Origin of the sequence: Paenibacillus sp. FSL H8-0280, assembly GCF_045040665.1 — a bacterium.
GTDB classification, from domain to species: Bacteria; Bacillota; Bacilli; order Paenibacillales; family Paenibacillaceae; genus Paenibacillus; species Paenibacillus xylanexedens_A.
Map to the genome: position 1 here is coordinate 6523000 of NZ_CP150296.1, position 14015 is coordinate 6537014.

Sequence of the window (14015 nt, forward strand, 5' to 3'; positions counted from 1 at the left end):
ATCTGATGCAATGCACTTGATTGCGTACCACTGCCTCGTCCGGAATCATCGTATGAATTGTCTTCTTTACTGCTCTTATCTACTCAAGCTACTCCCTACATTCACGACTACTCTACCAATACAAGCTTGTCCTGTGGGAAAATCAAGCTAACACGCTGCCCACTAAGGTACGGTGTTTCCATCTCCTGATTGGCTGTAAAGTCACCCAGCTCCGTCTCAATTACATACTGATAACTGCGTCCCAGATACGTGCTGACTTTGATAATCCCCGGCAAAGCATTCACCACATCCGCAGAGGTATCTCCACTAACGATCAGATCATCCGGGCGAATCGCGCCTTTACGTGCACCAGGACGTGCTGTTCCGGGATGCGCGGTTGCTGTAAACGTGCGTCCACCTGCGGTCAGGGTAATCACTTCACCTGCATCCGTGCGCTCCGCGAATTCAATGAAATTATGGAACCCGATGAATCGTGCTACAAACTCCGTTGCCGGATATTTGAAAATGGTTTCCGGGCGGTCAAGCTGCTCGACCACGCCTTTGTTCATAATCGCTACCTGATCCGAGATCGAGAAGCACTCTTCCTGGTCATGAGAGACATACAGCGTTGTAATGCCCAGCTCTTGCTGAATGCGGCGAATCTCCACCCGCATGTTGAGGCGCAGGTTAGCATCCAGGTTACTGAGCGGTTCGTCGAACAAGAGCAGGTCAGGTTCAATGACCAATGCGCGGGCAATCGCCACACGTTGACGCTGTCCACCGGACAGTTCTTGCGGAAAACGTCTCTCAAATCCATTCAGGTTAACGACTTCAAGGATTCGCATCACACGGGAAGAGATATCCTTGTCTTTTACCTTACGCATCCGCAGGCCAAAAGCCACGTTGTCATAGACAGACAGATGCGGGAATAACGCATAACTCTGAAATACAAATCCGAAGTTCCGCTTGTTCGCCGGAACCTTCGTATAATCCTTGCCGCCGAACATAAACTTGCCCTGTGATGCTTCCAGAAATCCGGCGATGAGGCGCAGCGTAGTTGTTTTGCCGCAACCGCTCGGTCCGAGCAGGGAGAGCAGTTTACCTTTTTCCAGCTCCAACTGAAAATCCTTCAGGATTGTCTGCTTATCGTATGCCACGGATACGTGGTCTAATGTCAGCAATGCCATAGCGTTCTGCGCCTCCAATTAACGTTTAGTAAAGTATGAAAACCCGCCCATGATCCGTTCGATCACGAACATTAAGAGTCCAGTCAGTACCATCAATAGCACGGAAATCGCTGCAATTGTTGGGTCAAAATAATTCTCCACATACGTCAGCATCTGGATCGGTAATGTGCTTACCCCTGGTCCGGTCATGAATACCGAGATGTCCACGTTGTTGAAGGACTCCAAGAAGGCAATCAACACCGCCGCGATAATTCCTGAGCGGATGTTAGGAAGCACGATCGTGAAGAACGTTCTTACCCGTCCCGCACCAAGACTCAGCGCAGCTTCTTCCACTGCAAAGTCAAAGCTCGACAGACTCGATGCGATAACCCGAATGATAAATGGAAGCATGATAATCGTATGACCAATCAACAATCCGAGGTACATCGGCAGATGGTAGATTACGATCAGGTATTTCATCAATGTAAAACCAAGCACGATTCCCGGGATCAGTACCGGGGACAGGAACAGTGCGTTCAGCACGGACTTGCCTTTGAAATCGTAACGACTGAGTGCATACGCAGCCGGAACTCCGAGCACCAGCGCCAATAGGTTCCCCAGCAGGGAAATGATAATGGACGTCTGGAATGTGCGGAGGAAACCGCCTGTGTTGAAAATATTCTCATACCAGCGGAGGGAGAACCCTTCCGGCGGAAATTTGAGTACCGTTCCCGGTTCAAACGAAGTGACCGATATGATCAGAAGCGGGCCCAGCAGAAAGATAAAGACCAGCAGACTGAACAGGCCCAGCCCGATATGTTTCTCCCGCATATGTCTACCCCTTCGGATTTAAAGTTTTGGCCATTTTGTTCATGACACCGACGACGACAAATGTAATCACAATCATAATCGCGGCAACAACCGAGGCCAGATACCAGTCGTTGAGGGTCATGGCGTTCTGATAAAGGAACGTAGCAATTACACGCTGCTTGCCTCCAAGGAGAGCAGGTGTGGTATACGCCGTCAGGCTTCCGACAAAGACAAGCACGGCTCCGATCACAAGTCCTGGCACAGCCAGTGGGAACACGACCCGGCGGAATGCCGTAATGCGCGATGCCCCCAGACTTTGTGCTGCTTTGAGCAGGTCACCGTCTATGTTCTCCAGCACGCCCACCAAAGAGATAATCATCAGTGGCAGGAACAGGTGCGTCAGACCGATCATCATGGCTGCCGGCGTGTACAGAATGTCCAGCGGCTTGTCCACGATACCCAGACCAACAAGGGTGTTATTGATCAGCCCTTTGCGTCCAAGAATGATCATCCAGCTAAACGAGCGCACGACCGGGCTCGTCAGCAGTGGGAAGATCGCCAGTGCCAGCAAAATGCCTTTGCGGCGCGGCGCTTTCTGCGAAATATAATAAGCTGTCGGGAATCCGAGCACCACACAGACGATGGTGGTGACCACGCTGACTTGCAGCGTCGTAAGCAATATTTTCAAAAAGTATGGGTCTCTGAAAAAATGCATGTACCCTTCAAACGTGAAGGAGTTTTCTTGGAAAAACGTCGACCCGATCGTCAGGACAATCGGAATGATCATAAATGCCGCCAAAAACACGAATCCCGGCAGCAATAGCCAGTAGATTACTGATTTCTTCATCGCGATACTCCTGACTTGTAAATTTAATTCGAGATTGATACTTGAATACTCCGATTGCAGTACCGTCCTTCGATCCCTGTTATCCCCCGATTTATTGATTCACTTTCATAGGTAAAAATCGGGGGATAAAGGGGAACGCTTCGCTTCTCCAGATCGGTTCTGCACTCTCCGCAATCGTATAAATATCTAATTGGGGCAGAGCAACTACGCGTTTAACGCGTTGATAAACAGTTCAAGGAAGCTTTCTGCGTCTACAGTTTCGCAGACGAGGGTGTTGGGCTGCTCGCCCAAACGGTTTTGGAAGTCACATACCATCTGACCATCGCACAGGCGGCTGGCGGTTTCGACATCGACATAATACGATTTACGTCCAACCAGTTCTGGGGCAAGGGCTACGCCTACGGCCAGTGGATCATGCAACGCGCAAGCGCGAACACCGTTCATTTGTTCGTAACGGTTGATGTAAATCTCCGTGCTTTGAGCGACGTATGCGCGCAGTGCAGGATCAGTGAGACGCTCAATTGTTGCTTCATTTAGCAGCGTTTGACGCGTTACATCCAATCCGACTTGGGTAAGCTTCTCGATGCCTGCGTGCAATACGATGCGTGCGGCCTCTGGATCAGCGTATGTGTTGTACTCGGCTGTCGGTGTAATATTGCCATGTCCACGAACTACGCCACCCATGAAGATGACTTCCTTCAATAAAGAAGGTAATTCAGGACACTTCATCAGCGCGAGTGCCAAGTTCGTTAAGGGTGCGGTCATGATTAATGTCAGTTCGCCCGGATATTGCTTGGCTTGTTCCACGATAAAGTCTGGCGCAAAACCTTCCTCGGCTTTCTTAGACACGGCCGGATCAGGCAGCGCACCGCCCAATCCGTCCTGTCCATGTACCCGGTGTTCATAATGCGACTTGCGAGTGAGCGGTCCAGCTGCTCCGGCAATGACCGGAATTTCAGGTGCACCCGCGAGTTCAAGAATTTTGCATGTATTCTCTGTTGCCTGCTGGAGTGATACGTTCCCACAGACTGTGGTGATACCGAGAATGTCCAGCTTTCGGCTTTTGACGGCCAGCAAAATCGCCAGTGCATCGTCAATCCCCGTGTCCACGTCCAGAATGATGCGATTTTGCGCTTCACTCATCCGTTCTCAACTCCTATACGGTAATTGGTTGCTTGCTGCAAATGATAAGTTAAACATGTTGATCAAAGATAACTATTTAGTCGGTTACTTGTTTTTATTGTGCAATCTCGCGGTTCCAGCGATCTGTCCAGCCTTTAACCTGTTGATTCACGAATTCCATATCCAGCTTGTTCAGCTTCTCAACAACGTCAGCGCCGTATGTTACGCCTTCTGCTTCTTCAGCAGTCAGTTCAACCTTTGTGTTAACCGGGGAATCGACTTTCGCTTTAGCAGATTTCGCTTGTACATCCTGGCTCAGCTGCCAGTTGATGAACTCTTCAGCGAGCTCTTTGTTTTTGCTGCCCTTCACGACATTGATTGTGTTCATCACGGCATATGCACCTTCGCTAGGTGTAACAAACTTTGCATTAGGCACGGCTGCTTTCAGATCTTTGAAATACATTTCCATGATCGGTCCGCCAGCAATCTCTTCTTGGGAGAACATGTTCACGAATTCGGATGTTTGGCTGTAGAATTTCACTACATTGCCGCTCAGTTTTTTCAGTTCAGCAAATGCCGCATCTTCATTAAATGTATCGTTTCCGGCTACACGGGAAGCTGCATCCACAACCATTGGGCCTGCTGTTGCCGTAATATTCGGGATGGTCAGGTTACCTTCGAACGCCGGGTCCCACAGGTCACTCCATGAAGTCACTTCTTTGGATACGAGATCCGGGTTATAAGCAATACCTAGCTGTCCAACCGTGTAGGCTGGGCCATAATCTTCACCAAGTGGTGCTTTGGCAATATCATAAATGTCATTTACATTTGGAATTTTGGAGCGGTCGATTTTCTCAAACAGACCTTCATCGATACCTTGTTGTGCATAATAATCAGACAGGTAGATGACATCGACATTTGATGTACCTTGACGGATTTTGTTCAGACGTTCAGCGTTATTGCCGACTTCGAGCACGATGTCTACATTATGTTCTTTTTCAAAGGGACCAAATACTTCTTCATTGAAGAAATCTTCCGAGAAGCCCCAAGTGGAGATAACCAATTTGTTCGCTGCGGTTCCCCCACTGCCTGATCCGCCTGTCGCATCATCCGTGCTGCTGCCACAACCTGCAAGTAATACTGATGTCATTGCCACTGCTGCCAAACCGCTAATCCACTTTTTCATCATGATCCTGATTCCCCCTGATATATGTGATGTGTATGAAAAAACAAAAAGAAAAGTGCTCTTGTATAAACAAGAACACTTTTCTTCGTAAACAAAGGAAAGCGACACCCGCTGCCGGTACATCATCGGTTTCTGCTTCAGAATCAATCCGAAGACAGACGCCATCATATGAAATTGTACGGAACCTGATCATGAATCCGGGCTATAACCTCCGTATGGTTCAACAAGAATTAATCCTGCCGCTCCATCCTTAGGCCTGTTCCAGAATCACATTTGTGATTGCCCACTGAGTGGACGCATCATAATCCCGCAATATAGCTTCAATTGGCAAACCCATGTGTTGCTCGAGCTTCTCCCGGAATTTCTTCTTATATAAGACAGACATGCGGAAGTCCACTTCCAGCTTTAAGCCGGGGGCCTCCCCTTCCAGGGCGTCAGAGCGCGGTGAACGTCGGTGCTTCGCGTAGAAGGTCACAATATTCTGGTCAATGGTCACTCTCAGGAGAGTGGTGCCAAATCCGAACAGTTCCTTCGAAATTTCGTTATAATACTGGCACATCTTCTTCTTGCTCTCATTGCTGTCCAGTAGTTCCATGAACTCACCCACATCTCTTACTACCGTACATTCGACGTGTTAACACGATTGATTATACATAAATATACGATCATAGGCAACCCAAAAGATATAGTTAACATGAGAATAACACATAAAAGCGAACGATGAGACATTAACAGCTAAAAACAATTCGTATTAAACCACAGTGAATTTACATTAATATGCCTGCATGTCATTCCTATACTATTGTTGCTTCTACACTCCGTTTTCATACACAGGATTCGAGGCTTTGTTTCAACTTTCCCCAAATGGGTACTAATTCCTGCGAAACATAGACAAACTTCGTCACTAACCGTTAAAATGAGACACAATGTTGACATGTTTTTATTTTCTAGAAATTGGAGGCTTATACCATGAAATGTCCAGTATGTAATCACGAAAATGGAGATGCCCATTTTTGCGAGAGGTGCGGCTCTAATCTAACGCAAACAACCTCATCACCAACTCCTGTACCGAACTCGGAATCTTCTGTTTCCGAACCCGAATATACCCGTTGGTCCAGCACGCAGGCTACCTCTTCCCAGGCATCCGTTCCACCCAACACACCATCTATCTCCATTCACAAGGAACAGGCAAGAGAATCAACAGGTACCAATGACCATGCTTCTGCAGGAGACAATAGCTCCAATCAGTGGAATAATATTGTGCAGAATGAGAAAGTTCAGCAAGCCAAAGAAGTAAGCAAACAGTATCTATCCTATTTCCTCAGTGTATTGGCCCGTCCTTATCAGACGATGAAAACCGTTGGCGACCAGCATTCCCTAAACGGATGGCTAACGATGGCGCTGATTGCAGTTCTATCTTCTACATACTTCTTAATTACCTTTAGTCGCATAGGCATGGACGGCTTGTTCATTGGTGGATTTTTAAGACCGCTATTGTTCACCATCATTATTCTGATTGCCTCTATTGCACTGATGTACGCTATTCTGAAGATTGAAAAAATAACCTTCCGTCCCAAAACACTGGTTGCCCAGTTCGGTACATTGCTTGTTCCTGCTGTAGTATCCCTTGTTCTGGCGAATCTGTTTATTATCATCTCGTATTCCATCGCGATCTCCTTGCTTGCTGTCTCATATACCATTGTCTTTGTCGCTCTAAATTCGGTACTGTTCCAGTATCCACTGAATCGCACCAAAGCAGCTATCGACAGCATGTACAGCGTGCTGATCGCCAATGTGGTCGTGTTCTTTATCGTGTATCGATTGTTGGGTGAGATTGTTATTAGACTAATCGGCCTGATGCTTTCACCTTTTGGACGTCTGTAAAATAGTTCAGTTGGAATAAAACTGTTTACACTCGTTACTTCGATGACAGAACAACCTTCCGATCGCTGTTATCTCCAGATTTTTTTATTCACTTTTACAAAGGTGAAAATCTGGAGATAAAGGCGAAGCATATGCTTCCGAAGCAGCTTTCTTGCAGAAAGCTTTTAGCTTCCGCTTCTTCAGGTTCTTTCTGTCCTCTACGTTTCGTGTAAATGGTTATTTCAATAAATATAAATCTTACTGACTCTTTGGATTTATATTAAGGCCTTCCTTGCTCATGCCGGGAAGGCCTTTTTTAGGTTTTCTATAGCAGCGTTGCGCCGAGCATGTATCATACACTATAATGTGTAGTGCAATAGGTATGTTCTTATTTACGTAACAAACACGGAACTAGCAACTCCCGTTACGTAATGAGTGGATTCACCATTGCCATTAACACTACATTACGTAGTGTATTGATCACTCATTTTACAAAGAAAGCAGAGGAACTCTCTATGGACATGACTCATATGGATCATATGCAAATGGAGCACGATGCAGGTACATCCTACCTGTGGCTCATCGTAGGTGTAATCGTGTTACTGTTCTCCATCGCCGCCTATATCTGGGCATCACGCACACAGGGCAAAATCCTGGGCCACATGAAAAAGAAAGAACTCGCGGACATCCAGAAAAAAAGTCGTTCCCTTCGGCTGGCTGCACACGTAATGATGGCTGTGTCGATTATTACGTTTGGCCTGTTTTTCATGCAAGGTGCAGGTAAAACATATAATGTAGCTGATCTGGAATCCAACGCAACAATCAACGTGACGGACGATAAATATTATGGTGCTGACCATACGGAGGACCCTATCCAATATGAGATGACAATTCCAACATCGGGGCCGCATAATCCGCATGATATCAAGTTTGGATTTTACACCGACTTCCCGGGATATAATTACCTGGTACACAATCTGGAGCACGGGGATATTATCATCTATTATCGTGAGAACGCAAGCGAGGATTTGAAGGAACATCTGAAATACCTAGCCAAATTTCGCGAAGCCGGAGCAGGTATTCTGGCTGTACCCAACAAGGATATTCCTGAAGGCAGTGAAGTCGTGGTGACCGCATGGACCAAAACGATGAAGCTCGACCAATTCGACGATGCCAAGGTGGGTACTTTTATCAATAAATATATTAATCAGGGACCTGAAAAGATTCCTGCCTCTGTTCGCCAGGGCGGCGGAACGATGTAATGACGTAATCCCTCAGTCATGTTAAGCCCCTCTACGGAGTAACAATGAGGTTTCTTTCAATGATGGGCATGGTCAATATAGGATGGAAACGAAACTAGCTCCCGGATCAAATTGACTCGGGGGCTAATTCTTTATCGACCAGATGCCGATATTTCAAGTAGAAAACGGTATATTTGATATACAATACATACGAACCATAGAAGAACGACAATCACCAAGTAAAGAGACACAGAGACGATTGATTCAACAAATCAAGGGGGAACACTTTTACCAATGAACAGTTTGTTTATGAGGATCTTTTTATTTTTTTCCTGTCTGATGCTGGCTGCGGGCGCGGTTCTTGGCATTACCATGTACCGTTCATCGGCTCAACTGGTCGAACAATCCATGGGGATGCAGGCACAGGCTGTGGCTGAACGGGCAGTAGCATTAATTGACACCTCTCTGTATGCACCACTCAGTACCGGACAGGACGAGACAGCGTATTACGGCACATTGCGTGAGCAGCTTAGTCAACTACGCGAGGCCAATGGACTCAAGTATCTGTACACCCTTGGTACACGCGAAGAAAATGGAACAAATACATATTTCTACGTTGTGGATGGGGCTGCTGCCGATGTGGCAGAGGATGACTTCTCCCCTTACGGTTCCGCAGAAGAGACCCATTATGAAGGAATGCTGCAAGCTTTTGAACAGAATGAGCCTATTCGGGGCGAACTCACACAGGATGAATATGGCGCCACCATTACTGCGTATGTGCCGATCCATGGGGCTGACGGTAAAGTACTAGGATTGGTCGGTGCGGATCTGGACTCTACTGCAGTCTATGAACTGATGTCCCGCAACCGTATGACCATGATCTGGACAGCCTTGGCTATTGTTCTGCTGAGTGTCTTGTTGGTTTATGGATTCGCCCACTACTTGACCCGTCCATTGGTAAAGTTGAAGAAGTTAATCACCCAGGTTGGAAAAGGCGACCTGACCGTCAACGTTGAACTTAGTCGCAAGGACGAGGTAGGACAACTCGCTTCGGAGTTCAAACATCTGGTTACAGGTACTCGTGATGTCATGACGGGCATCCGTCAAAGCTCCGATTCTCTGCTACAGGCTGCAGAAGGTGTATCCAGACATTCGCAGGCAACTGCCGAAGCTAGCCAGCGTATTGCCGAACATACGAATCATACGGCCAGTGGAGCTGCCGAACAGGTGGCTCGTGCTGGCGAAGTTACAGTAGCCATGGAAGAGATTACGCATAGCATGCAGCACATTGCGAATTCTTCTTCTATGGTCGCGGATGTCTCGCAGGAAACGACCAATAATGCGGTGCAAGGTCAAGCCAACATCAACACCGCGATGGACAGCATGGACAAAATTCATCAAGCAAATGTGCAGATGGTGGCCTCCACCTCTCAGCTGGAGCAGTACTCAGGTAAAATTGAGTCGGTAGCACATCTGATGAAAGGCATCGCTTCACAGACCAATCTGCTCGCACTGAATGCAAGTATTGAAGCGGCTCGTGCAGGAGAGTATGGCAGCGGGTTTGCGGTAGTTGCCTCCGAGGTTCGCAAGCTTGCGGGGGAATCAGAGCAATCGTCCCAGCATGTAACCGAACTGATCGCCGAGATGACACGCCAGACTGCCCTGTTGTCAGAACATATGTCAGCCAGCACATCTGCAGTCCAGTCCGGTCTCGCTGTTGTTCAGGAGGCAGGCCGTTCGTTCACATCCATTCATACCGGGATTGAGACAATCAACGAACGTCTGCATGAAGTATCCGCAGCATCCGAGCAGCTGTCTGCCAGTGCAGAAGAAGTGTCCGCTTCTGTGGAGGATATGGAACATATCTCACGCGAATCCTCTTCAAGTATCCAGAAGGTGTCGCACGCTACCGGTAGCCAGCTGCAATCCATGGATGAGATGAGTGCATCCGCCGAATCTCTGCGGGTATTGTCCAGTGAGCTGAACGGATTGATTAGTCGATTTAAAATATAGCGGGCAGCTAGATTACTATATAGTTGGACTAAAGAATATTCACACTTGCCACTTCGATGACAGAACAACCTTCCGATCACTGTTATCAATCTATATAGATCAGCCTAAAACAAAAAGCCGCACGGCAGGGACGGGAACATGGGGGTCAATCCCATTTCCGGACACTGCCTGCGGCTTTATTTTTGTACCTTTAATGTTGGCAAGCCCTGAGGCTGCCTGAATTAGTAGCGCTGCGGAGCAGCTTTTTTACCCAAATCCGTCATATACGTAAAGAATGCTTCCGGATCGGTATCATACACCAGTTGTACTGGACGTCCGTCTGCTTGCTCCACTGTGCGACCCTGGCTAGGACCATCCGGGATGACAATACAGTTCACGGTTTTCTTCTTCACGATGTCCTCGCGTCCAACGGAAGCCGTTGTCAGCACATCCCACAGATAGTATGTGGAATTTGTCTCACTGTACACCAGTGGCGGACAACCTGCGTAACAGTTACCCAGGAAATCAACGCCTTCGAAGCGACGCTCTGCTGCCCAGCGGTTACGAACGGCTGGAGTCAGAGGTACTTTATTCGTGCTTTCCAGTGCAACCAGATCGATCTGGATACCACTCTGCCATACACGGTAAGCCGCTTCCGGGTCCCAGAATACGTTCCACTCTGCTGTGCCATCATGCTCAGGCTCTTCTACGTTACCACGCTCGAATGTACCACCCATCCATACCAGCTTGTCGATTTTCTCTTCAATGTCTGGTGCTTCGTCCAGTGCACGCGCAAGGTCCGTCAGTGGGCCTGTGAACAGAAGCAACGTTTTGCCTTCGGTATTGCGCACTTTCTCAATCAGATGCTGGTGTGCCGGAACAGCAGAAAGTGGCGCTTCCATTTTGCCGGATTCGTTCAGTACAGGAAGTGCATCTACATAGAAGGAGTGCAGTCTCCACGCCGCAGGAAATGGATTTTTCCCTCTGGAGTTGGATTTGGATACCTCTACGGAATATGTACCGAAACGATCGATGATTTTACGGCTGGCATCTGTTGCTGGCTCCAGATATCCGTCTGCCGGAATAACCGATACCCCGGTTACATGTACATTGTCCATTTGCAGAAGCATGAACAGCGATACGAGGTCATCCACGCCGCCGTCATGGTTGAAATACACATTAAGTTGGTTCGTCATGCTTGCTTTCATCCTTCCCCTGGTTGTCCCATTGTTGTTAATTCTTCCGTCTGCCCTAAGCCGACGCTTCCTCTATTATGTCCCAAAACACTTGGCTACGTAAACCTTCCCCATACAAAGAAAACAAGGATCATGCCTCATCCTGCGGATATTTTACAGTTCCACCATTCCATCTCAGGAGGACAACTGGTAGAGGTCAACATCGTTCGGAAAATAAAGAAATGGACAGCAGGATTGAAGCCCAGCCGTCCATTCCCCCCAATCCATGCATTACATAGACTGGTTTTGTTTCTCCTCATTCTTCTCTGCAATTGGGACATACTTGCCTGGCCAGAAGGCCCATTTGCCCAGCAATGCGGTGATCGCCGGCACCATGAACGGACGAACCAGGAAGGTATCCAACATCACACCAACGGCTGTGATAATACCAAACTGCACCAACACCTGAATTGGCAATGTAGCAAGTACCGCAAACGTTCCTGCCAAGATCAGACCTGCAGATGTAATAACAGAGCTTGTCTCGCCAACACCTTCTCTAATCGCTTGACGAAGCGGCATCGTTTTACGTTTCTGCCAGATGCTAGAGATCATGAAGATGTTGTAGTCTTCACCCAGTGCCACGAGGAATACGAAGGAATACAATGGAATCGCTCCCTGGATGGCATCTGCGCCAAGGCCATAGTGAATGATGATCCAACCCAGACCCAGTGCAGAGAAATACGACAGAACGACCGTTGCAATCAGATACGCCGTGGCCACAACGGAACGCAAGTATAATAGTAACAACAAAGTAATCATGCCGATGACTACCGGAATAATGATCTTGGCATCCCGTTCTCCAGCCACTTCAATGTCATACTGTTCAGCCGTCTGACCATCGAGCCAGACATTACTGTCCGCATTGGTTACTCCGGCATCTTGAAGCGCCTGTTCCGCAGTAGCTCGCAGATCCGGGATATGCTGCATTGCCTCCATGGAATATGGATTCAGATTGAACTCCACATCAAAGGAGGTAATGTTGGCATTCTCGGCACCCTGTTGAGCATCGCCTACTTTGCTAATGTAATCCAGTGATTCGAGACGTTGCTTCAGATCAGTTTCTTTGCCTTCGGCGTCAACGATCACTTTGACTGGAGCCAGCTCACCTTGGGAGAATTGTTCGCCGATGACGGTGAAACCTTCGCGGGAAGGCACATCCTCTGGGAATGAAGACAACAGATCATACGTGAATTTAACCTGAGTAGAAAATGCCGCCAGTCCTCCCAGCAATACCAACGTAATTGCAAGAACGGTCCATGGCTTTGTTACTACAACACGGCCAATCCAGCTTTCCTTCACTTTGCGTGGAGCCGGGACCGGTTTGCCTTTTTTCTTCGCACGTTCCACTTCCATCTCATGTGTACGCGGTACGAATGGATAGAATGAACCCCGACCGAAGATCGCGAGGAGCGCCGGAACCAGTGTCAGACTTGCAATAAACATGATAAAGATGGACAGACTGAATGGTACGGCAAAGCGATGATATGCACCGTATTCAGCCAGCAACAGCACCAGTAGTGCTGCAACAACCGTGAATCCACTCATGGCAATGGCGCCAGAAGATCCGGTAATTGCCTGGAAAATGGCTTTCTTTTTGTCCGGCTCATGATAGAGAATTTGGCGGTATCTGGAGATCATGAACAGACAGTAATCCGTTCCTGCTCCAAATAACAATACAGTCATGATTGAGATCGACTGTGCGTCTACCGTAATCCAGCCCTGATCTGCCATGAATCCCAGAATGGGGCTTGTCACCATATACGCGAAACCAACGGCAATGATCGGGATAATTGCCAGTACAGGCGAGCGGTAGATCAACAGCAACAGTACTAATACCAATACAACCGTAGCAATCAGCAAGGATACATCGGCGGAGGAGAATAGTCCGCTCGCATCAATGGATATCCCTACTGGTCCTGTCACACGGGCAATCAGTGTATTTGCATCATCTATGGCTACATCAAACGGGTTTGCCCCGAAGATGTCTTGTGTTTTTTGCTCAAGTGCTTCAATAGCTTCCTTCAATTGTTCCGAATCGGCACCTTCATTGAAGAAAAGTGGCATAACCAAAGTACTTCCGTCTTCCGAAAGCTGGCCTTTCAATGCCTGTGGTGGTAATTGATAGAGTGGCACAACGGACTGTTGTTGTTCTACCGGATCTTGATCCAGTCGTTCCGTTAATGCCTGAATGTTCTGAATCTGCTCATCCGTCAGACCGCCGGCTTGACGCCATACGATCAGCGCGGGCAATCCTTCACCGCCAGGGAATTCCTTCTCGGCAAGTGCAGCTGCCTGAACCGATGGTTTGGACTCACTTAGATCCTGCGCGTTATTAGTTTCACGATCACCTACAGCAGGCCATACCATGCCAAGCACAACGGCGATAATGATCCATACCAACAGTGTAATCCATTTGCTTCGTTTGCCAGCAACCCAGCGGCCGTAACCCGAACCTTCCTGCATTGTCTCTTCATCTCCCTATTCTGTTTCTATGAAGCCCTAATATATATGATGGTGTAGTAATGAACCACGGGTCATAGTATAATCGAGTTAATTATATATACCGGAAGGTTA

Annotated in this window: 11 protein-coding genes; 3 read left to right on the forward strand and 8 right to left on the reverse strand. The window is 47.9% G+C overall.

Annotated features, from left to right (window positions below):
- Nucleotides 1-107: 107 nt before the first annotated feature.
- From MHI12_RS28385 to MHI12_RS28410, 6 genes are all read right to left on the reverse strand, one after another.
- Nucleotides 108-1166, reverse strand: coding sequence for an ABC transporter ATP-binding protein (locus MHI12_RS28385; protein WP_405170934.1), 1059 nt, complete (start codon nt 1164-1166; stop codon nt 108-110).
- Nucleotides 1167-1184: 18 nt separating this feature from the next.
- Nucleotides 1185-1976, reverse strand: coding sequence for an ABC transporter permease (locus MHI12_RS28390; protein WP_062836822.1), 792 nt, complete (start codon nt 1974-1976; stop codon nt 1185-1187).
- A gap of 4 nt (nt 1977-1980) precedes the next feature.
- A complete protein-coding gene (locus tag MHI12_RS28395; RefSeq protein WP_036612869.1) occupies nt 1981-2802 on the reverse strand; it encodes an ABC transporter permease in 822 nt (273 codons plus the stop codon).
- A 204-nt stretch (nt 2803-3006) separates the two neighbouring features.
- Nucleotides 3007-3945 (reverse strand): nucleoside hydrolase, encoded by a 939-nt coding sequence (locus MHI12_RS28400; RefSeq protein WP_339180219.1) that lies wholly within the window; start codon nt 3943-3945, stop codon nt 3007-3009.
- A gap of 94 nt (nt 3946-4039) precedes the next feature.
- Nucleotides 4040-5110 (reverse strand): PotD/PotF family extracellular solute-binding protein, encoded by a 1071-nt coding sequence (locus MHI12_RS28405; RefSeq protein ID WP_105600657.1) that lies wholly within the window; start codon nt 5108-5110, stop codon nt 4040-4042.
- A 250-nt stretch (nt 5111-5360) separates the two neighbouring features.
- Nucleotides 5361-5705 carry a Na-translocating system protein MpsC family protein gene (locus MHI12_RS28410; RefSeq protein WP_017691786.1) on the reverse strand — a complete coding sequence of 115 codons (345 nt, stop codon included), beginning with the start codon at nt 5703-5705 and terminating at the stop codon, nt 5361-5363.
- A gap of 374 nt (nt 5706-6079) precedes the next feature.
- Between MHI12_RS28410 and MHI12_RS28415 the strand changes: the two genes are divergently transcribed.
- From MHI12_RS28415 to MHI12_RS28425, 3 genes are all read left to right on the forward strand, one after another.
- A complete protein-coding gene (locus MHI12_RS28415) occupies nt 6080-6994 on the forward strand; it encodes a hypothetical protein (protein ID WP_405170935.1) in 915 nt (304 codons plus the stop codon).
- Nucleotides 6995-7488: 494 nt separating this feature from the next.
- Nucleotides 7489-8235, forward strand: a complete 747-nt coding sequence (locus tag MHI12_RS28420; protein ID WP_405170936.1) for a DUF3105 domain-containing protein — start codon at nt 7489-7491, stop codon at nt 8233-8235.
- 273 nt (nt 8236-8508) lie between these two features.
- Nucleotides 8509-10227 (forward strand): methyl-accepting chemotaxis protein, encoded by a 1719-nt coding sequence (locus tag MHI12_RS28425; RefSeq protein WP_405170937.1) that lies wholly within the window; start codon nt 8509-8511, stop codon nt 10225-10227.
- A 221-nt stretch (nt 10228-10448) separates the two neighbouring features.
- On the opposite strand, the gene MHI12_RS28430 is transcribed toward MHI12_RS28425, so the two are convergent.
- Nucleotides 10449-11402 (reverse strand): nucleoside hydrolase, encoded by a 954-nt coding sequence (locus tag MHI12_RS28430; protein ID WP_017691781.1) that lies wholly within the window; start codon nt 11400-11402, stop codon nt 10449-10451.
- A gap of 270 nt (nt 11403-11672) precedes the next feature.
- Nucleotides 11673-13904, reverse strand: coding sequence for an MMPL family transporter (locus tag MHI12_RS28435; RefSeq protein WP_405170938.1), 2232 nt, complete (start codon nt 13902-13904; stop codon nt 11673-11675).
- Nucleotides 13905-14015: the final 111 nt, after the last annotated feature.

Bases quoted from the DNA above. Each gene is read 5' to 3' on its own strand.
- MHI12_RS28385 (WP_405170934.1), bottom strand. From the start codon at position 1,166: ATGGCATTGCTGACATTAGACCACGTATCCGTGGCATACGATAAGCAG.
- MHI12_RS28390 (WP_062836822.1), bottom strand. From the start codon at position 1,976: ATGCGGGAGAAACATATCGGGCTGGGCCTGTTCAGTCTGCTGGTCTTT.
- MHI12_RS28395 (WP_036612869.1), bottom strand. From the start codon at position 2,802: ATGAAGAAATCAGTAATCTACTGGCTATTGCTGCCGGGATTCGTGTTT.
- MHI12_RS28400 (WP_339180219.1), bottom strand. From the start codon at position 3,945: ATGAGTGAAGCGCAAAATCGCATCATTCTGGACGTGGACACGGGGATT.
- MHI12_RS28405 (WP_105600657.1), bottom strand. From the start codon at position 5,110: ATGAAAAAGTGGATTAGCGGTTTGGCAGCAGTGGCAATGACATCAGTA.
- MHI12_RS28410 (WP_017691786.1), bottom strand. From the start codon at position 5,705: ATGGAACTACTGGACAGCAATGAGAGCAAGAAGAAGATGTGCCAGTAT.
- MHI12_RS28415 (WP_405170935.1), top strand. From the start codon at position 6,080: ATGAAATGTCCAGTATGTAATCACGAAAATGGAGATGCCCATTTTTGC.
- MHI12_RS28420 (WP_405170936.1), top strand. From the start codon at position 7,489: ATGGACATGACTCATATGGATCATATGCAAATGGAGCACGATGCAGGT.
- MHI12_RS28425 (WP_405170937.1), top strand. From the start codon at position 8,509: ATGAACAGTTTGTTTATGAGGATCTTTTTATTTTTTTCCTGTCTGATG.
- MHI12_RS28430 (WP_017691781.1), bottom strand. From the start codon at position 11,402: ATGACGAACCAACTTAATGTGTATTTCAACCATGACGGCGGCGTGGAT.
- MHI12_RS28435 (WP_405170938.1), bottom strand. From the start codon at position 13,904: ATGCAGGAAGGTTCGGGTTACGGCCGCTGGGTTGCTGGCAAACGAAGC.